This window comes from Flavobacterium caseinilyticum, assembly GCF_004349085.1.
GTDB classification, from domain to species: domain Bacteria; phylum Bacteroidota; class Bacteroidia; order Flavobacteriales; family Flavobacteriaceae; genus Flavobacterium; species Flavobacterium caseinilyticum.
The window spans coordinates 245,328-263,421 of sequence record NZ_SMFM01000004.1; the positions used below are offsets into that span (position 1 = coordinate 245,328).

General features: G+C 35.0%; 18 protein-coding genes. 6 read left to right on the forward strand and 12 right to left on the reverse strand.

Annotated elements, in window-relative coordinates:
- Window positions 1-13 precede the first annotated feature (13 nt).
- The 11 genes from gap to recF all read right to left on the reverse strand — a co-directional run bounded on the left by gap (window position 14) and on the right by recF (window position 10,430).
- The gene (gap, locus tag E0F89_RS10865) at window positions 14-1,021 is read right to left on the reverse strand and encodes a type I glyceraldehyde-3-phosphate dehydrogenase (protein ID WP_131909838.1); all 1,008 of its coding nucleotides are present in this window, start codon (window positions 1,019-1,021) and stop codon (window positions 14-16) included.
- A gap of 59 nt (window positions 1,022-1,080) precedes the next feature.
- Window positions 1,081-1,950: a lipoyl synthase gene (gene lipA / locus E0F89_RS10870; RefSeq protein WP_131909797.1), complete on the reverse strand. Its 870-nt coding sequence runs from the start codon at window positions 1,948-1,950 to the stop codon at window positions 1,081-1,083.
- A gap of 183 nt (window positions 1,951-2,133) precedes the next feature.
- A complete protein-coding gene (locus E0F89_RS10875) occupies window positions 2,134-2,955 on the reverse strand; it encodes an energy transducer TonB (protein ID WP_131909798.1) in 822 nt (273 codons plus the stop codon).
- 266 nt (window positions 2,956-3,221) lie between these two features.
- Window positions 3,222-3,773 carry an RNA polymerase sigma factor gene (locus E0F89_RS10880; protein WP_131909799.1) on the reverse strand — a complete coding sequence of 184 codons (552 nt, stop codon included), beginning with the start codon at window positions 3,771-3,773 and terminating at the stop codon, window positions 3,222-3,224.
- The gene (locus tag E0F89_RS10885) at window positions 3,764-4,870 is read right to left on the reverse strand and encodes a glycosyltransferase (RefSeq protein ID WP_131909800.1); all 1,107 of its coding nucleotides are present in this window, start codon (window positions 4,868-4,870) and stop codon (window positions 3,764-3,766) included. The genes E0F89_RS10880 and E0F89_RS10885 overlap by 10 nt, the downstream gene beginning before the upstream one ends.
- A 110-nt stretch (window positions 4,871-4,980) precedes the next feature.
- Window positions 4,981-5,595 (reverse strand): FMN-binding negative transcriptional regulator, encoded by a 615-nt coding sequence (locus tag E0F89_RS10890; RefSeq protein WP_131909801.1) that lies wholly within the window; start codon window positions 5,593-5,595, stop codon window positions 4,981-4,983.
- Between the two features lie 123 nt (window positions 5,596-5,718).
- Window positions 5,719-6,732 carry a UDP-N-acetylmuramate dehydrogenase gene (murB, locus tag E0F89_RS10895; RefSeq protein ID WP_131909802.1) on the reverse strand — a complete coding sequence of 338 codons (1,014 nt, stop codon included), beginning with the start codon at window positions 6,730-6,732 and terminating at the stop codon, window positions 5,719-5,721.
- 70 nt (window positions 6,733-6,802) lie between these two features.
- Window positions 6,803-7,870, reverse strand: a complete 1,068-nt coding sequence (locus E0F89_RS10900; protein WP_131909803.1) for a glycosyltransferase — start codon at window positions 7,868-7,870, stop codon at window positions 6,803-6,805.
- A gap of 15 nt (window positions 7,871-7,885) precedes the next feature.
- Window positions 7,886-8,557, reverse strand: coding sequence for a DUF2461 domain-containing protein (locus tag E0F89_RS10905; protein ID WP_131909804.1), 672 nt, complete (start codon window positions 8,555-8,557; stop codon window positions 7,886-7,888).
- Between the two features lie 10 nt (window positions 8,558-8,567).
- Window positions 8,568-9,272 carry a thioredoxin domain-containing protein gene (locus E0F89_RS10910; RefSeq protein ID WP_131909805.1) on the reverse strand — a complete coding sequence of 235 codons (705 nt, stop codon included), beginning with the start codon at window positions 9,270-9,272 and terminating at the stop codon, window positions 8,568-8,570.
- A 78-nt stretch (window positions 9,273-9,350) separates the two neighbouring features.
- On the reverse strand, window positions 9,351-10,430 hold the full coding sequence (gene recF, locus E0F89_RS10915) for a DNA replication/repair protein RecF (protein ID WP_131909839.1): 1,080 nt from the start codon (window positions 10,428-10,430) through the stop codon (window positions 9,351-9,353).
- 232 nt (window positions 10,431-10,662) lie between these two features.
- On the opposite strand from recF, the gene E0F89_RS10920 reads away from it, so the two are divergent.
- Window positions 10,663-11,439, forward strand: a complete 777-nt coding sequence (locus E0F89_RS10920; RefSeq protein WP_131909806.1) for a tetratricopeptide repeat protein — start codon at window positions 10,663-10,665, stop codon at window positions 11,437-11,439.
- Window positions 11,440-11,545: 106 nt separating this feature from the next.
- A complete protein-coding gene (gene ribH / locus E0F89_RS10925; protein WP_131909807.1) occupies window positions 11,546-12,121 on the forward strand; it encodes a 6,7-dimethyl-8-ribityllumazine synthase in 576 nt (191 codons plus the stop codon).
- A 389-nt stretch (window positions 12,122-12,510) separates the two neighbouring features.
- On the opposite strand, the gene E0F89_RS10930 is transcribed toward ribH, so the two are convergent.
- A complete protein-coding gene (locus E0F89_RS10930; protein WP_131909808.1) occupies window positions 12,511-13,086 on the reverse strand; it encodes a YciE/YciF ferroxidase family protein in 576 nt (191 codons plus the stop codon).
- A gap of 410 nt (window positions 13,087-13,496) precedes the next feature.
- Between E0F89_RS10930 and mutL the strand changes: the two genes are divergently transcribed.
- The 4 genes from mutL to E0F89_RS10950 are packed head-to-tail and all read left to right on the forward strand — an operon-like array spanning window position 13,497 to window position 18,093.
- Entirely contained in the window at window positions 13,497-15,338 is a 1,842-nt protein-coding gene (mutL, locus tag E0F89_RS10935; RefSeq protein WP_131909809.1) for a DNA mismatch repair endonuclease MutL, read from the forward strand.
- Complete coding sequence (locus E0F89_RS10940) at window positions 15,335-16,081, forward strand: rhomboid family intramembrane serine protease (RefSeq protein WP_131909810.1); 747 nt, start codon at window positions 15,335-15,337, stop codon at window positions 16,079-16,081. Before mutL ends, E0F89_RS10940 begins: the two co-directional genes overlap by 4 nt.
- A gap of 60 nt (window positions 16,082-16,141) precedes the next feature.
- On the forward strand, window positions 16,142-17,008 hold the full coding sequence (locus E0F89_RS10945; protein WP_131909811.1) for a rhomboid family intramembrane serine protease: 867 nt from the start codon (window positions 16,142-16,144) through the stop codon (window positions 17,006-17,008).
- A 38-nt stretch (window positions 17,009-17,046) separates the two neighbouring features.
- Entirely contained in the window at window positions 17,047-18,093 is a 1,047-nt protein-coding gene (locus E0F89_RS10950; protein ID WP_131909812.1) for an endonuclease/exonuclease/phosphatase family protein, read from the forward strand.
- Window position 18,094 lies beyond the last annotated feature (1 nt).

Sequence of the window (18,094 nt, forward strand, 5' to 3'; positions counted from 1 at the left end):
GTTACCGATTTTTTTAGTGGTGTTGTTTCATATTTGTCAAAAGAATTAAATCAATTATTCTTGAGGAATATCCTATTTCATTATCGTACCAACCCACCACTTTCACCATTTTATCGATGACAGAAGTTAGCTGTGCGTCAAATATACATGAATTTTTATTGCCAATTACATCAACTGAAACAATTGGATCTTCGGTATAATCTAAAATTCCTTTTAAAGTAGTTTGTGCTGCCGCTTTAAAAGCCGCGTTTATTTCATTTATCGTAACGGCACGCTTAACATTGAACGTAATGTCAGTCAACGATCCATCAGGCACCGGAACACGAATACCGCAACCGCCTATTTTTCCTTCAAACTCGGGGAATATTTTTGTCAATGCTTTTGCAGCACCGGTGGTTGTAGGAACGATAGATTGACTGGCACCGCGAGCCCTGCGTAAGTCTTTGTGTGGTTGATCGTGTAAACTTTGGTCTGTCGTGTAGGAGTGAATTGTGGTGATATAAGCCTGTTCTATCCCACAAAGTTCATTGATTACTTTGATCATTGGTGCAGCATTATTCGTCGTGCAACTGGCATTTGAAATAATAGTTTCCGTACCGTCAAGAATAAAATCATTAACTCCGAGCACAACCGTTTTTATGGTGTCAACTTCCGAAGGTGCGGAAAGAATTACTTTTTTGGCGCCAGCAATAATATGGGAGTTTAGTTCTTCAAAAGTTTTGTGTTTTCCAGTAGATTCCACTACATAATCAATGTCTAGAATTTTCCAGTCCAGGTTTGAAATATTTTTTTCGTGAAAAAATAAAAAATGCTTTCCATCAACTACAATTCCATTCTCATCATCGCTTACTGCAAAAGGTAGAACACCGTGAATACTATCGTATTTTACTAAATGGGCCATTGTTTTTTTGTCGGCGATATCATTTATGGCTACCACTTCTATCAAGGGATGGTTTAAAAGTAATCGGAATAAATTCCTGCCAATTCTTCCAAAACCATTTATTGCAATTCTTGTTTTCAAATGTATTAGTTTAATCATTTATTTGGTTAACCGACTAACCGATTAAACAAATTACCTATTTATAATATATGTTTTTGTGCTTTGTAAGAGGAACGAACTAATGGTCCGCTTTCAACGTGGCGGAAACCTAATTCCAAACCAAATTGCTCATATTTAGCAAACTGTTCAGGGGTTATAAATTCTTTTACTGGCAAGTGTTTTTTACTTGGTTGCAAGTATTGACCTATTGTTACAATATCAACATTAACTTCACGCAAATCTCTCATGGTTTGGTAAACTTCTTCTTCTTGTTCACCTAAACCAAGCATAATTCCCGACTTAGTTCTGTTAATTCCTTTTTCTTTCAAATAACGCAAGACTTCCAGACTTCGGTCGTATTTTGCCTGAATTCGTACTTCACGTGTCAATCGGCGAACGGTTTCCACATTATGCGAAACCACTTCAGGATTTGCTTCCACAATTCTATCAATATTTCTTTCAATACCTTGAAAGTCCGGAATCAACGTTTCCAATGTCGTATTAGGGTTCATCCTGCGGATGGCTTTAACGGTTTCGATCCAAATTATTGATCCACCATCTTTCAAATCATCTCTGTCAACGCTTGTAACAACCGCATGTTTGATATTCATAATTTTGATAGAACGTGCCACTTTTTCCGGTTCATCCCAATCGACGGTTTCCGGTCTTCCAGTTTTTACACCGCAAAAACCGCAAGAACGGGTACATATATTTCCTAAAATCATGAATGTAGCTGTTCCTTCGCCCCAGCATTCGCCCATATTTGGGCAACTCCCGGAAGTGCAAATCGTGTTCAAACTATATTTATCAACTAAGCTGCGAAGCTCTGTATATTTTTGGCCAATTGGGAGTTTTACCTTCAACCATTTCGGCTTTCCTACAGGTAAAGTATTTTCTAAAACAGTTTCCATATATCAATTTTCAGAGCACAAAGATAAGGAATGTAGTTTATTTGTTGATTCGTTTATTTGTTTATTTGAGGAAAGAATAACAGATGTTGAAGGAGCACAATATTGGTGTTTTACGAGAGAATATCAAAAAAATAGAATACCTGAAAAGAAAAGCTCCAAAATTAATTGAAGCTTTTTTTAAAATTAATTCATCTGTACCGTGATTGGAAGATTATACGCGGTTCGCACTGCTCTTCCGTCCATCATTCCCGGTGACCATTTTGTTTTTAGTGATTTCAAAACTCTTATAGCTTCTTTGGCTAATCCGTAACCTGGATCTCTTTTTACCTGAATGTCAGTCATACTGCCGTCTCTTTCAATTACAAAAGAAACATAGACCCGTATTGGGCTGTTGCTTTCTATTTCTTGTTTTTCGAAATTATTGCCCACATAGCGGTAGAACTTATTAATTCCGCCGGGAAACTCAGGGAGTTTATCTAATGAAGCGCTGTTGACTATCGTATTCCCTGTGTCAACAACTGTTGTGATTTCAGTTCCTGTTGCGGGAGATGAAGTCGGATTTATACCCACAACTCCAGTTCCTTCTGTGATTGTATTTGTTACATTAGTGATGTCCGCATTTTTTGCAATGTCCTGAATGGCTTGTGAAGCCTGAACAATCACTGGATTTACCAAATTGGCACTTTTTACGAGAACTTCAGCATTGGTGGTTTTTACCTCAGGAAGAGCTTTTTTTGGCTCAGTTCGATTCGGGATTATTTCAGTAAGCTGCACTATTGTATTTGTAAATTCAGGAATGGCTATGGTTACAGTTTTTTCGGGATAAAGATAATTATTGATTATTGGAATACTTAGAGCTCCAAATAGAAATAATACACCGATAAAAAGGGCCGTTACTGCCGTTTTAGTGCTCTGCTGACGCAACTGATAAGCACCATATTCTTTGTTTCGGTCTTGGAAAACAATATTAATCCAGCTAGTTTCGTAAATGCTTAGTTTTGACATAATTTATGGATTTAGAGGTTAAGTACAATTAAATCATAAGCGAAGTATGTTTTTACTGATAAAACAAAAAAGAGAAATTTTATTTTATAAATTTAACAATAATTTTTGATAATTATTACTTTAATTTTATTTATTTAACTTATCTATTGTTTAATTAATTGCTATACAGATTTTAGGTTGTAATATTCGCAAAAAAAAAACGCATTCAAACTAAGGAATGCGCTTTGTTGTCTATCAAAATTGATTTACTATTTTGTTTGAGAATGCTATCTTCTGTTTTGAATAATTTCTGCCAGAAGTTTTTTGGCGCGAAGTAATTTAATTTTCACGTTGCTCAACGGTTCGTCAATTTTATTGGCGATTTCCTGATAACTCATTTCCTGAAAGTAACGCAGTTGAATGACTTCTTGGTAATGCGGTTTCAGTTCTTTGATGAATTGCAGCAATTGAGATAGATTTTGCTCGGTAATCAATTCATCTTCCGCAGATGGAGTAGTGTCGGCAATATTATAAGCTTGTAAGTCTTCTTTCTCCGTAATCTCAACAAAAAGACTTGATTTTTTTTTTCGCAACAAATCGATATGTACGTTTTTTGCAATAGCAATAAGCCAGGTGTTGAACTGGAACTCGGAATTGTAAGTGGCTATTTTGTCAAAAGCTTTCGAGAACGTTTCTATGGTAATGTCCTCAGCATTAGTTTCGTTTTCGGTGCGTTTCAGCATGAAACTGTAAACTTCATTCCAGTAGTGATTCAATAGAAAAGTAAAGGCAACTTGATCGCCTTGTTTTGCTTTTTCTATTTGTTTGTTTATTTCCAATGGACGGGTTTTGAGAATGTATTGGTCATAAAGATATTGATTTGTGTGACTATAAGTACTATTTCGACTATAGGAAACCATAATTTTATGTCATTTTCTTTTAATTTGCCTGCTGAAAAGCCAACAACTGTCCAAGCAACAAGATATCGAAGTGCAATTAAACTCACGACGGCGATCCAGTTAAATTGGAAAGCTAGTAGAATTATTGGCAATAAAATAAACAGAAATTGCGAACAGTAAAAAATCCCCAACTGCATTTTGTCAAAAGGTTTATAATAATTTGCCGTTGCAACATGCCTTCTTTTTTGTAAAATCCAATCTTTGTATCTGGTTTTTGGTTTCGAAATTGTGAAACTTTCAGGCGTGTAAGCGATCGTTGTATTTTTTGCAACTGCAGCTTGATTCACAAACAAATCATCATCGCCTGACCGAATTTGCATGTGGTCGATGAAGCCATTTACATTGAAAAACATTTCTTTTTTATATGCCAAATTTCTTCCTACACCCATATAAGGATGTCCGATTTTTGCCCATGAAAAATATTGAATTGCTGTAAGCAATGTTTCATAACGGATTATTTTATTCAGAAATGAATTTGGTATTTTTTCATATTTACCGTAACCCAAAACGATCGTTTTTTGCATCGTAAATTGAGAACTCATTGCTGTTATCCAATCCTTAGAAGTTGGATAACAATCAGCATCGGTGAATAATAAATACTCTTTTTTGGCCGCTTTTATGCCTAAAGTCAATGCGTATTTTTTATTTCCCCAAAAAGCTTCATTGTTCTCCACTTTTACCAAACGAATGTTTGGATATTGCTTTTCAAATCCTTCAAAAATAGCTAAAGTGGTATCGCTTGACGCATCATCAATTAGCACGATCTCAAAATCCGGGTAGTTTTGTTCTGCAAGTAGCGGAATAAAGTTTACTACATTTTCTGCTTCGTTTTTGGCGCAAACGATCACAGAAATCGGAATTTTTTTCGGTGTTATCGTTTGAACTTTTGCGAAAGCAAATTTCCCGAAAACACCTAAATAATATAAAATTTGAACGGCAACAATAAAAATAAAAAAGTAAAAAATTAGTATAAGCATCAGAGTTTAGTGAGTTTTTAATTCCGATTCCGAAGTTTCGGGACAGTATAGCGCAAAGGTATGAATACAATTATGAATTGTAAATTATAAATTATAAAATTTGATAGAATTTAGAATGGACATTTTTTCATCTCCTTTGCGATAGCGATGGACTGATTGTTATTGGTTTTTTCTAATTCAGAAATAATGTTTTGATGATTTTTTTCGTCCCTATTTTGAGACAGTTTTTTTGTGGCCTGGATTTCGGTTATTTCAATTTCAAATGCGACAATACCGCGACTTTGCATCATGGTTACTTTTGATAAATCTTCTACGCGAACTGGATTCTCAGAATTTTGCTCATACTTGTCCACGAGTTTTTTTAAAGATTGGATCACTGCCTCGCCTTCGATAATTTTGATTTTTCCATACACATGAACGGCAATGTAGTTCCATGTTGGTACATTTTCATGATCGTACCAAGAAGAAGAAACATAGGAATGCGGTCCGGAAAAAACAGCTAAAATTTGGTCGTTATCCGTAAAACCTTTCCACTGCAGGTTTTCTTTGGAAATATGTCCCCACAAAATATCGTTGCCATTTTCATTTGTGTCCAGTTCCAATGGAATATGTGTTGCCCATAATTTCCCATTGGTTTGGTTGATTAAAATACCAAAACTATTTTCTTGCAGAAATTTTCTGATTTCTTTTTGATTCTCGTTTTTGTAGATTTCGGGAGTGTACATTTTTAATTTAAAAATTAGGTTTTAGGAGTTGTAAAATATTATTTAGGTGTTGACAATCTGAAAGCAATAGGTAATTCCGTTTTTTCTAGCGCTGAACATTGCCACGGAACTGCAAGCTGAAATCTATATCACGTTCACTTCAGCCTCGATATGGATACCAAACGTTTTAAAAATAGTCTGTTGGATATTCTTTGAAACATTCAAAATGTCCTGACCCGTCGCATTGCCATAATTCACTAAAACCAATGCCTGATTGATATGAATTCCGGCATCACCAAAACGTTTTCCTTTGAATCCGGCTTGTTCAATTAACCAGCCAGCGGGAACTTTCACTTCGGTTTCAGAAACATTATAGTATTTCATTTCAGGAAATTGTTGATGAATTTTTTCGAAATCGGATTTCAACAAAATTGGATTTTTAAAGAAACTACCGCTGTTTCCCAACTCTTTTGGATCGGGTAATTTGCTCTGTCGAATCGCAATCACGGCATTACTGACTTCCTTTAAAGTTGGATTGCTAATATTATTTTTTTCTAATTCACTCGTAATATCTCCGTATGAAGTATTGATTTTATGGTTCTTTTTGGTCAATTTAAAAACAACCGATGTGATAATATATTGGTCTTTTGCTTCGTTTTTGAAAATACTTTCTCGGTATCCAAAATGACATTCCTCTTTTAAAAACGTTTTTACCTCCTGATTTTCAATCGTAATGGCTTCGCAGGATACGAAAGTATCTTTGATCTCCGTTCCGTATGCACCAATATTTTGAACTGGTGTTGTGCCAACATTTCCCGGAATGAGTGACATGTTTTCCAGTCCGCCAAAATTTTGGTCGATCGTCCATAGCACAAATGCATGCCAGCTTTCACCAGCCTGACTTTCTACCCAGACAAATTCTTCATTTTCTTCAATAATTTTCTTGCCTTTCAAATCGATATGAATCACAAGAGCATCAATATCTTTTGTCAAAAGCATATTGCTGCCGCCGCCCAAAATAAATTTTCTATATGATTTATGTTCTTTTAAAATAGTTTTCAACTCGGCGTTAGAATGAACGGCGACAAATTGTTTTGCTTTAGCTTCAATGCCAAATGTATTGTATTTTTTTAAAGAGAAATTATGTAGTATTTCCATAAAAGAAAGTGCTTTTTTATCATTTAATCCAGCTTCAAAAGTACTGATTAAAATTTACTTGTAGATCCGCTTAACGAGATCCATTCGCATTGATTAAATCGTGGTATTTGCTGGCGATGATTTTCATGTTAGTACTGTAATCAGCATTTTGTTCAACAAACTCTCTGTTTTTCAAAACTGCGTTTTCTCGATATTCCCTATTTTTAAATGCCCAGATTAATTCCTCTGCGAGCATTTCAAAATCATCTACGGAAACCAATTGTCCATTTTTTTGGTGTTTAATCCAGCTTTGGTTTCCTCCAATATCGCTAACAATTGGATAGCAATTTGTTGCCATCGCTTCAAATAAAGATGCCGAAACTCCTTCTGTAATTGGCATACTGATATAGATGTTCGCTTGTTGCAATAGTTTTGGTAATTCAGTATTTGGGATTCTACCTGTAAAGTGAACTTTATTTTCGATGCTTAATATTTTTGCTAAATGCTTCAAGTATAATAGTTGTGACCCATCGCCAATAATTGTCAGTTCGAAATCTATTCCCTTCTCATTTAAGATTCCAAACGATTGTAGAATAATAGCATGACGGTATTCCGGCAATAAAGAACGCGTCACGATTGCACAAATTTTTTCGGGATTTGCATTGTTTTCATTCCCAAATTTCACCAAATTAATTCCTTTTGGTAAAACCAAAACTTTAGTCATATCGACCTTGGCCTGAATCATAGAAATAGTCATCACAGGACCCCAAGCGTGAATTAAATCGGCTTTTTTGAAAGCATATTTTTGAATCAGTTTTTTTAAAGGAACCGAAAATGATTTTTCCGGCCACAAATCCGTTCGGCCTTGCTGCGCAATGGCCACAGGTTTTATTCCTGATAATGCGGCAAGAAAACCGTAACTGGTAGTTCTTTCGGCGATAACCATATCCGGGTGATATGTTTTTGTTAATTTTCTAATTTTAGACAATGCGAATGCAAATTCCAAAATTCGTAGCACACGGTTTTTGAAACCAATACTGGGTGTTTTTAATTCCCAGGTAATTATTTCAAAATAACCAAATTCCCTGAGACCGTTCATCCAAGTGATCGCATCGGCTCTGTAGGATTCGCCAAGAAAAAGTATTTTCTTTTTTTGCATCGGTTTAAATTGGAATTACTCGGAAGTTAAAGCACGATTTATAAAATCATTCAGAGGCTTTAGTACGATTAATTTTTTACTGATTGCGGCGACAAAGTCCTTTTTTGTGGCTTCTGAAATATCAATTCTTACAGAAGATTCAAAGCTTTTTAATTTTAATAATTCAATCGCCGGATGTTCTTTTTCGTATCCTCGAGGTGGGTTTTTGAGCGTATTTTTTTCATTACGATCAAAATCTTTAAATTCTTTTTTGAAATTTTTTTCGTCCAGGATTGCTTCTAAATCATCGTGAAAAAAAGCAATTTCTTTTCGCATTTTTTTTAAATCCTCCGCTTCGGGACAATATAATCCTCCAGCAATAAAACTGGATCCTTTTTCTAAATGAATATAATATCCGGAACGATTCTGACCTTTGGCTCCCGAAGAAAGCCAGATGCCTAAATGTGATTTGTAAGGAGTTTTGTCCTTGGAAAATCGGATGTCACGATTGATTCTGAATGTGCAATTTTTGACTTCAAGCATTTCCAGAGAGGCATCCAGCGGTTTCATCACGTTTAATAAATCAGCAACTAATTGCTGGTAATCCGTTTTGAATGTTTCATAACGTTTTTTATTTTCCAAAAACCAATCTCTATTGTTATTGGCCTTTAAATCATCCAGAAATTGTAAGGTGTCTTTTGAAAGCATCGTGAAGCTATTATAGTTGTTTTTTCAAATCGACTTCACTAATAAAGCCAGAATGTTTCCATTTCAATTCTTTATTTTCATACAATAATAAGGTAGGAAGTTCGCTGATTTTCATTTCTGTCATCAACGTTTTGTTTTTGTCAGCATCCAGTCGAATAATCACAACAGAATCAGTCATTTCTTTTGTCATTTTTGAAAGGTACGGTTCCATTTTTTTGCAAGGAGCACACCATTCCGCATAAAAATCAATTAGAACTTTTTTGTCTGAAATTAGTAATTTGTTGTATTCCGCAACGGAAAGGCCAATTGTTTTGTTACTTGGATTAGACAATCCTGCAGCGTCCCATTTTAATATTCCGCCTTGCAATTGATAAATCGTTGTAAAACCTAATTCTTCCAATTTTTCAGCTGCTTTTTGACTTCTCGCGCCACTTTTGCAATACACAAAAACAGGTTTTGATTTATCTAATTTTTCTGCGCCTGCAACAAAATTGTCACCCAGCCAATTTACATTTCCGGCATTATCTATATGTCCTGCTGTAAATTCTTCCGGCGTGCGTACATCAAGGATTTGCGGATTTGGAGTTGCTGCAATTTTTTCAGCGAAAGCCTGAGCTTCAATAGTTTCAATAGTTTCTGTTTTTTTTGAAGTTTGTCCGTTACAGGATAAAATGACAAAAGAAACGATTGTAAGTAATATGGGGTGAAATCTCATAGTGATCTTATTTAGATTAGAATTTGCTAAATTAGGTATTTTTTGAATTTTTGAATCTTTTTAAATACTAATAAAAAGTTATAAATTGAAAATTTTATAAGTTTGATGCGTTGATTTTACAATGGCTTCGGTGCGTTCGGGATGAGTATCTGAAATGAAGAGTTGTCCAAAAATATCGCTGTTGACCATTTCTATTATTTTGCCAACGCGACTTTCGTCCAATTTGTCAAAGATGTCATCAAAAAGTAAAAGAGGTTTAACGCCGCTTTGTTTTTTAAGAAATTCGAACTGCGCTAATTTTAGTGCAATTAGAAACGATTTCTGTTGTCCCTGCGATCCAAATTTTTTAATAGGATGCTGGTCTATTTCAAATGCCAAATCGTCTTTATGAGTGCCAACACTGGTGTAATGTAAAATTCGATCTTTATTGATGTTTTCCTGCAAAAGTGTCAGTAAATCTTTTTCAAATAAATGACTTTCATACACGAGTTGAACGGTTTCCTGTGAACCCGTTATAGCTTGATGATGCACGTTAAAAATAGGAAGAAAGGCCTCGATAAATTCTTTCCTTTTTTCGAAAATATATGTTCCAAAGCCATTGAGTTGCTCATTATATATAGAAAGTGTATCGTTGTCAAAAACATGATTCAATGCAAAATATTTTAACAAAGCATTGCGCTGACTCATTACTTTTTGGTACTGAATAAGTTGCTGTAAATAATGGGAATCCAGTTGCGAAATGACGCTGTCCATGAATTTCCTCCTAGTTTCGCTGCCTTCCACAATTAAATCCCGATCCGCGGGAGAAATAATAACTAAAGGAATAAAGCCAATATGGTCCGAAAATTTATCGTACGCTTTACTGTTGCGTTTTAATATTTTCTTCAGTCCTTTTTTTAGACTGCAAACAATTTGTTCCGTCCTTCCGTTTTTTTCAAATTCGCCATCAATCACAAAAAATTCTTCGCCATGTTTAATGTTTTGAACCGCTAACGGATTGAAGTAGCTTTTTCCGTATGCTAAATGGTAAATTGCATCGAGTACATTGGTTTTTCCGATGCCATTTTTGCCTACAAAACAATTTATTTTGCTGTCAAAATCGAAAGTTACTTCGGAAAAATTCTTATAATTGAATAACGAGATTTTTTTTAAATACATCTGTAAGGCTTGCTGGTATTGAGAACTTTGGTGTTTTTGGAACGGTTTTTCAAAGTGGGTGCAAATTATTGAAAAATATCGATAAAAATGGCTTTTCATGCTTTTCAATCGGAATTATTTTGTCTTTGGAAAGAAAGAGCCTCTCATAATATTTTTTTTGAATATAAAAGCATATTTTTTGTGTCGGTTTGAATAAAAATTTTATTTTTGCGGCTCACTAAATTAAAAATAAATGGCGACTTACAATAAAAGAGGATATAAAGTACCAAAAGAAAAGGAAGTTAAAGACGATGCAGTTGAAGCAGTAATTATTGATGAGAAAGACAGCACAACTGCTGAGGTGTTCTCAAAATTAGATGAATCAGCTACAATAACGGAGACCTGGGTAGCTAAAAATCAAAAAATCATTATTGGATTAGTTGCCGTTGCCGCTGTGGTTACCATAGGTTATTTAGCGTATCAACGCTTTATTGCCGCACCAAGAGAAGACGAGGCCGCCAATGAAATGTTTGTTGCGCAACAAAATTTTCAAAAAGCAACGGAAGGAGTAGCAAGTGATTCTTTATATAAGCTGTCATTGAATGGTTCTGAAGGGAAATTTGGATTTTTGAAAATAGCCGATGAATATTCTGGAACTGATGCCGGAAATTTAGCGAATTATTACGCGGGTGTTGCTTATTTGAATACAGGAAAATATACGGAGGCTATTGACTATTTAAATAAATTTAAGTCAGACGACATTGTTTTAAGTGCTTTGGCAAAAGGAGCAATCGGAGATGCTTATTCTCAAAAAAATCAGCCGAAAGAAGCTTTAGAAAATTACGTGAAAGCTGCTGGAACAAATAAAAATGATTTCACAACGCCACGTTTCTTATTAAAAGCTGGAAAAACGGCTTTGGCATTAGGAAATAAAGCTGATGCTTTGAAATATTTTACAGATATTAAAGAGAATTATGAAGGAACTCCAGAAGGTGTTTCTGTTGATGTTTTGATAGGATTAGCACAATAGTGAAAAATGATTTAAGATTACTGATTTGAGAATGTAGTTTTTTTGATTTCAAAATCCTATCTTTAATATCTGAATTGAAACTCTAAGATCAAAAATTTAAAATCAAATGGCTACCGAAAATAAAAATTTATCCGAGTACGATAAAAATGCTGTCCCGGATGCGAAAAAATTTCGTTTTGGAATTGTAGTTGCTGAATGGAACGAGACCATCACTGAGGGACTTTTTGAAGGTGCAATTACAGCATTGTTAGAAAATGACGTTCCCTCTGCAAACATTATTCGTTGGAATGTTCCGGGAAGCTTTGAGCTTATTTACGGCTCGAAGAAAATGTTGCAAACTCAAAATGTAGATGCAGTAATTGCGATAGGCTGTGTAATTCAAGGTCAGACGAAACATTTTGATTTTGTGTGTGAAGCGGTTTCTCAAGGGATAAAAGACTTAAATGTACAAACTGATATTCCTGTGATATTTTGTGTTCTTACGGATAATACCATGCAACAATCTATCGATAGAAGTGGAGGAATCCATGGAAATAAAGGTACTGAAGCTGCCATTGCTGCTATAAAAATGGCTTTTATTCGTCAGCAATCGTCATTTTCACATCAAATAGGGAATCACCACTTATTGACTGCAGGCTCTATTCAACTAGAAGAGGGATCGCCCTTAGAGTTGAAAGAATAAACAGCAATACTGTTTTTTAAAATAAAATAAAAACCTACTTTTTTTGAGTAGGTTTTTTTTTGCGGTTTCAGTCAATACTCAAAACTGTACTGTTTTAAATAAAACACTTCATAAAAAAAACCTGAATAAACAGGTTTTTTTAAATTACAAATCATTGTTGTCCTATGAAAACTTTTTAAAATTGATTATACCTGATAGATTTAGTCCTTATGGGACATTTCTTAGCGGCATGTCTATTTTATTCACTACCACTATTTTGCTCCTAACGGAGCATTCCTCAATGAGGTTATATTTTGGTAGTAAGATAGTTCGAAATATGAAATTTGTCCCGTAAGGACTATACTTATTTAAACCGTACAATAATGATTACAATTCATTAACTGATAAGACTATTTTTCATCTGCATGCGCAGCTTCAATATTAATGTCAGCCAAAGCAATTTCTGTTAGAGTGACATCAGCCTTTTTCTCTTCTTCCAGAGTTCTAGCCAGCAGTATTGCTGCTTTATTCTCGCCCAAGGTCACTGCATATGCTCTCAAAGTACCATAAGTTGCTATTTCATAATGTTCTACTTTTTGTGCGGCGGCAATCATTGCAGCATCGCGTACAACTCCTATTTCCGTTTCTGCCATAATCCCGTCGGCTTCTTTTAGAAGACCTTCCATTGCATCACATTTTTTTCCAACAGCTTTTAGATCTAAAGATTCAAATATTTTTTCTAAACGAGCAATATGCTCCTCTGTTTCTTTAAGATGATGTTCAAAAGCATGTATTAGTTTTGAAGAGGTAGCGTTTTTTGCCATTTTAGGTAAGGCTTTCGTCAATGCATGCTCAGCCCATAAGATGTCTTTCAATCCGTCTTCAAAAAAATCTCTTAATCCTTGCGCTGCATTTGGTTTAGCTTTTACAGCTCCTTTTTTGGTTTCCACTTTTTGGTTTTCTTCTTTTTCTTTGGTCGTTTTCATAGTGCTTGTTTTTTAAATATTGCTATATGTTGATTAACAAATTTAAGTCTTAAATCTGTATATCATTTGTAAAATTTTATTAAATAATTTCAAAATTCATACGTTAGAGCCTTATTATGAAATAGTTATATGCTTATGTTCCTCAATATAATTATTTGTTTTTTAAGGCTGTTTCACTGTCTAAACGAATTGGTTTACAACACTGTAGAGAACAGGAGTAAGTTTGCTGGAAATAATTGGTCAACTATCAAATAAAAATTGATCGTTGGTTTATGAAGTTTTCTGTTTTAAAAAGCATATTAGTAATAAAACCCACTAGAATTTTATTAAATTTGTATTTCTTGGTTTTGTAAAAAACTATTGTCACCCTGAACGCAGTTGAAGGGTTAAACTTTAACCTAAATTTTTTAATGTCGAGTATAATTCAATTACTTCCTGATCATGTCGCCAATCAAATTGCTGCTGGAGAAGTCGTTCAACGTCCAGCCTCAGTAGTCAAAGAATTGCTTGAAAACGCAGTTGATGCTCGAGCAACAGACATCAAATTAATTCTTAAAGATGCCGGGAAGGCTTTGGTGCAGGTTATTGACAATGGTTTAGGAATGAGCGTCACTGATGCACGCTTGTGTTTTGAACGTCATGCGACATCCAAAATTCGCCAAGCCGAAGATTTATTTTCGTTGCACACCAAAGGGTTTCGTGGAGAAGCATTAGCATCTATAGCGGCGATTGCTCATGTAGAAATGAAGACCAAACAGGATCAGGAGGAGCTGGGAACGCACATTATCATTGAAGGCAGTAAATTTGTATCTCAGGATGTAGCGGTTTTACCTACTGGTACTTCATTTGCTGTCAAAAGTTTATTTTTTAATATTCCCGCGCGACGCAATTTTCTGAAGTCAGATACGGTGGAATACCGTCATATTATTGATGAATTTCAACGTGTCGCTTTGGCACATTCCAATATACATTTTACATTTTATCACAATGGCAGCGAAATGTTCAATTTGCCGCCTTCAACTTTGAGACAACGCATTGTCACTATTTTTTCAGGTAAAACCAATGAGAAATTAGTGCCGGTTCAGGAAGAAACAGAAATAGTGACGATTCAGGGATTTGTCAGCAAACCAGAATTTGCCAAAAAAAATCGAGGGGAACAGTTTTTCTTCGTCAATGACCGTTTTATAAAAAGTGGTTACCTGCACCATGCGGTTATGGCTGCTTATGATGGAATCTTGAAAGACGGCGCGCAGCCCAGTTATTTTCTATATTTAACAGTGCCGCCAAACACAATTGATATCAATATTCATCCTACTAAAACAGAGATTAAATTTGATGATGAACATGCGTTGTATGCTATTTTGAGAGCTTCGATAAAACACAGTTTGGGTCAGTTTAATGTGGCTCCAGTTTTGGATTTTGACCGGGATTCTAATTTAGACACGCCGTATCATTATAAAGATTTAGTGGGAGCTACGCCAACGATACAGGTTGATGGGAATTTTAACCCGTTTTCTGAAGATACACCCAGCAAGCAGTTTTCCAGTTACAGAAAACCGGAACCAACGGCGAATTGGGAGAGTTTATACGTAGGTTTAAAACAAGATACGGATGAAATAGGACACCTAACTTTCGAAAATGAAGAAGTAACTTCGTCTTTATTCAGTGATGAAGAAGTAGAGCATTCCGTTCATAAAACCTATCAAATCCATAAAAAATACATCGTTTCATCAATCAAATCAGGAATGGTTATTGTTGATCAGCAGCGGGCACATCAGCGTGTTTTGTATGAGCAGCTTTTGGTAAACATGACTGTTCATCAGGCTTCCAGTCAGCAGTTATTATTTCCTCTTAATTTGTTTTTTTCGTCAAGCGAAATGGAACTCATCTCAGATTTACAGCTATCGTTGCGGAATACCGGATTTGTTTTTGAAGAAAATAATACAGATCACATCGTCATTTCAGGAATTCCAGTGAATGTAACCGAGAGTGAAGTTTCATTGGTTTTAGAACAGTTATTAAGCGATTTGCAAGATGGTATCCCTGAAAGTAGTTTCAGTCAGAACGATACCATTGCGAAATCGATGGCCAAAAGTCTGGCGGTAAAAACAGGAACGCACCTTACAGAAAAAGAGCAGGAAAATTTGGTGAACGGTCTTTTTGCCTGTAAAGACCCTAATGTTTCCCCATTTCAAAAACCCACTTTCATTACCATGCGTGTGGAAGATATAGATAAAAAATTTGCATTATGAGAAACGTTACTGAAACGGTTAAGCAATTAATCATTATTAATATTTTATTTTTTGTTGGTACATTGGCTTTAGGTGATATAGCCTATAAATATTTGGCGTTATATTTTCCTGAAAACCCTAGTTTTCAACTTTGGCAGCCTGTTTCTCATATGTTTATGCATGGAGGATTTATGCATATTTTATTTAATATGTTTGCACTGTTTTCTTTTGGATCTGCTTTAGAGCAAATGTGGGGAGGTAAGAAATTCTTGTTTTTCTATATTTCATGCGGATTAGGTTCCGCCCTATTGCACACCGGCGTGAATTATTATCATTTTCAGGAGGGTTTGAATACGCTGATCGCAAACGGATTTCCTGAGCAAGAAATTTTGCAAATTTTGAATGAAGGTAAAATCAACACAAAATGGCAGGAAATTATGACAGTGTCCGATTTTCAAAGTTTCACTAGCGCATACATGGGAACAGCTGTTGGCGCTTCAGGAGCAATTTATGGGGTGATTGTAGCTTTTGCTTTTATGTTTCCTAATGCTGAATTGGCTCTGATGTTTATTCCTGTTCCAATAAAAGCAAAATACTTTGTTCCCGGTTTAGTATTAGTAGATTTGTATTTAGGTATTTCAGGAAAGTCTATATTTGGAGGCGGAGGAATAGCCCATTTTGCTCATGTTGGTGGTGCGTTGTTTGGTTTTATTATTATGTGGTATTGGAAAAAAAATCAGTTTAATGAGAATCGTTGGAATTAAAGCAGTAAACGCTACACACTTTATTGCGAACAAAAAACAAGACCATATAAAAAATACGTTATGAATATCATTGATGACCTTAAATTGCAGTACAGTACGGGAGGAATAGTAATCAAGCTGCTCTTCTTGAATGTGTTTTGCTTTTTGGTCTCCTTACTATTTTTTTTTCAGTTTAAGACCGGTGCATTTGATTTTCCAACATGGATTGCTCTTTCTTCTGAGCCCTCTACCTTTATATTTACACCGTGGACCTTTCTGACCTATGCTTTTTTTCACGATGGATTTTGGCATTTGTTTTTTAATATGGTTGTGCTGAATTTTTCAAGCAATTTGTTTTTAATATTTTTTACTCCCAAACAATATTTAGGGTTGTATATTTTGAGCGCTATCTTTGCCGGAATCGCCTTTGTTTTAGGATATTATTTTTTGGATTTAAGCTCTTCAATTGTCGGCGCTTCGGCTGCAATTATGGCAATTTTGGTAGCGACAACAACCTATCGCCCGCTGATGGAAATTCGGTTATTGTTTATCGGTAACGTTAAGTTGTGGCATATTTCGGCGGTAATCATTATCCTTGATTTAATGCAATTTCGTCTAGGAAATACCGGAGGCCATATTTCTCACCTTTCTGGAGCTTTTTTTGGATTTATATTCATGAAGATGCTTCAAAATGGAACTGATTTAAGTATCTTAGTAACTCGTTGCTTAGACTTTCTTGTAAATCTATTCAAGAAAAAAGATAAAAAACCATTCAAAAAAGTACACAAAAATTTCAGTCGCCCTATTGAAAAAAGTGTCTCTTCAAGAATAATCGTGAAAGACAAATCGCAGCAGCAGATTGATGAAATACTAGATAAGATCAGTCAGTCGGGTTATGACAGCTTAACCAAAGAAGAAAAAGAATTTTTGTTCAAAGCGGGGAAATAATCACTTAACGGTTTGTTGAAATTAAAACACATAAAAAAATGAAAAATCTTTCATGGTTTAACAAAGGCATGTTTTTTTTGAATATACTGCTCGTTCTACTGACTTTTATTGCCTATTTGTTGCCTTTTTTAGCACCAAAATCCTTCCCGATTTTGTCTGTTTTAACACTTTTCATGCCTCTTTTCTTTTTATTGAATGCATTGTTTTTTATTTATTGGGCCATACAATTCAAAAAGCAATTAATAGTTTCGGGACTGGTTTTACTGCTGGGAATTACATTTATAAACAAATTTTACAAATTTTCTCAAAAGGATTTTTCAAAAGAGGAGAAGGATTTTACTGTAATGAGTTATAACGTCCGTTTGTTTAATGTTTTCAAATGGATTGACAGAGATGATGTTCCTACAGATATTTTAACGTTTATAAATGACAAAAATCCTGATATTCTTTGCATTCAGGAATATTCCACTTCCGCAAATATTGATTTGAAGATCTATCCGCACCGCTACATTTTTACCGGCGGTGATCAGATAAAAACCGGTCAGGCTATTTTTTCAAAATTTCCGATAATAGATCAAGGGAATATTGTTTTTCCAAATTCAAGCAATAATGTGGTTTTTGCTGATATAAAAAAAGGAAAAGATATTATCAGAGTTTACAATATGCATTTGCAATCGATCAAGATTTCACCGGATGTTAACGAAATTGATGAAAATATCGATGCTATCAATCAACAGAAATCGCAAAAGCTTATCATTCGGATTAGTAAAGCATTCAAACAGCAGCAGCAACAGGCGGAATTGTTCAAGGAACATAAAATGAAATCGATTTATCCAACTATCATTTGTGGAGATATGAATAACAGCGCTTTTTCCTATGTGTACAGAAATATAAAAGGAAAAATGAAAGACAGTTTTGAAGAAGCGGGAACAGGTTTTGGAGAGACCTACAAATTCAGGTACTATCCAGCCAGAATCGATTATATTTTTGCAGATGAAAAAATGAAGGTGAAAAAATTTGAAAATTTCCCTGCATTTTTTAATTCAGACCACTTTCCTATCATGGCGAGATTGACGCTGGAGTAAA

Excerpts from the sequence above, each read along its gene's own strand:
- lipA (WP_131909797.1), bottom strand. The coding sequence starts at position 1,950 with ATGGAAACTGTTTTAGAAAATACTTTACCTGTAGGAAAGCCGAAATGG.
- E0F89_RS10875 (WP_131909798.1), bottom strand. The coding sequence starts at position 2,955 with ATGTCAAAACTAAGCATTTACGAAACTAGCTGGATTAATATTGTTTTC.
- E0F89_RS10885 (WP_131909800.1), bottom strand. The coding sequence starts at position 4,870 with ATGCTTATACTAATTTTTTACTTTTTTATTTTTATTGTTGCCGTTCAA.
- E0F89_RS10890 (WP_131909801.1), bottom strand. The coding sequence starts at position 5,595 with ATGTACACTCCCGAAATCTACAAAAACGAGAATCAAAAAGAAATCAGA.
- murB (WP_131909802.1), bottom strand. The coding sequence starts at position 6,732 with ATGGAAATACTACATAATTTCTCTTTAAAAAAATACAATACATTTGGC.
- E0F89_RS10900 (WP_131909803.1), bottom strand. The coding sequence starts at position 7,870 with ATGCAAAAAAAGAAAATACTTTTTCTTGGCGAATCCTACAGAGCCGAT.
- E0F89_RS10905 (WP_131909804.1), bottom strand. The coding sequence starts at position 8,557 with ATGCTTTCAAAAGACACCTTACAATTTCTGGATGATTTAAAGGCCAAT.
- E0F89_RS10910 (WP_131909805.1), bottom strand. The coding sequence starts at position 9,272 with ATGAGATTTCACCCCATATTACTTACAATCGTTTCTTTTGTCATTTTA.
- recF (WP_131909839.1), bottom strand. The coding sequence starts at position 10,430 with ATGTATTTAAAAAAAATCTCGTTATTCAATTATAAGAATTTTTCCGAA.
- E0F89_RS10920 (WP_131909806.1), top strand. The coding sequence starts at position 10,663 with ATGGCGACTTACAATAAAAGAGGATATAAAGTACCAAAAGAAAAGGAA.
- ribH (WP_131909807.1), top strand. The coding sequence starts at position 11,546 with ATGGCTACCGAAAATAAAAATTTATCCGAGTACGATAAAAATGCTGTC.
- E0F89_RS10930 (WP_131909808.1), bottom strand. The coding sequence starts at position 13,086 with ATGAAAACGACCAAAGAAAAAGAAGAAAACCAAAAAGTGGAAACCAAA.
- mutL (WP_131909809.1), top strand. The coding sequence starts at position 13,497 with ATGTCGAGTATAATTCAATTACTTCCTGATCATGTCGCCAATCAAATT.
- E0F89_RS10940 (WP_131909810.1), top strand. The coding sequence starts at position 15,335 with ATGAGAAACGTTACTGAAACGGTTAAGCAATTAATCATTATTAATATT.
- E0F89_RS10945 (WP_131909811.1), top strand. The coding sequence starts at position 16,142 with ATGAATATCATTGATGACCTTAAATTGCAGTACAGTACGGGAGGAATA.
- E0F89_RS10950 (WP_131909812.1), top strand. The coding sequence starts at position 17,047 with ATGAAAAATCTTTCATGGTTTAACAAAGGCATGTTTTTTTTGAATATA.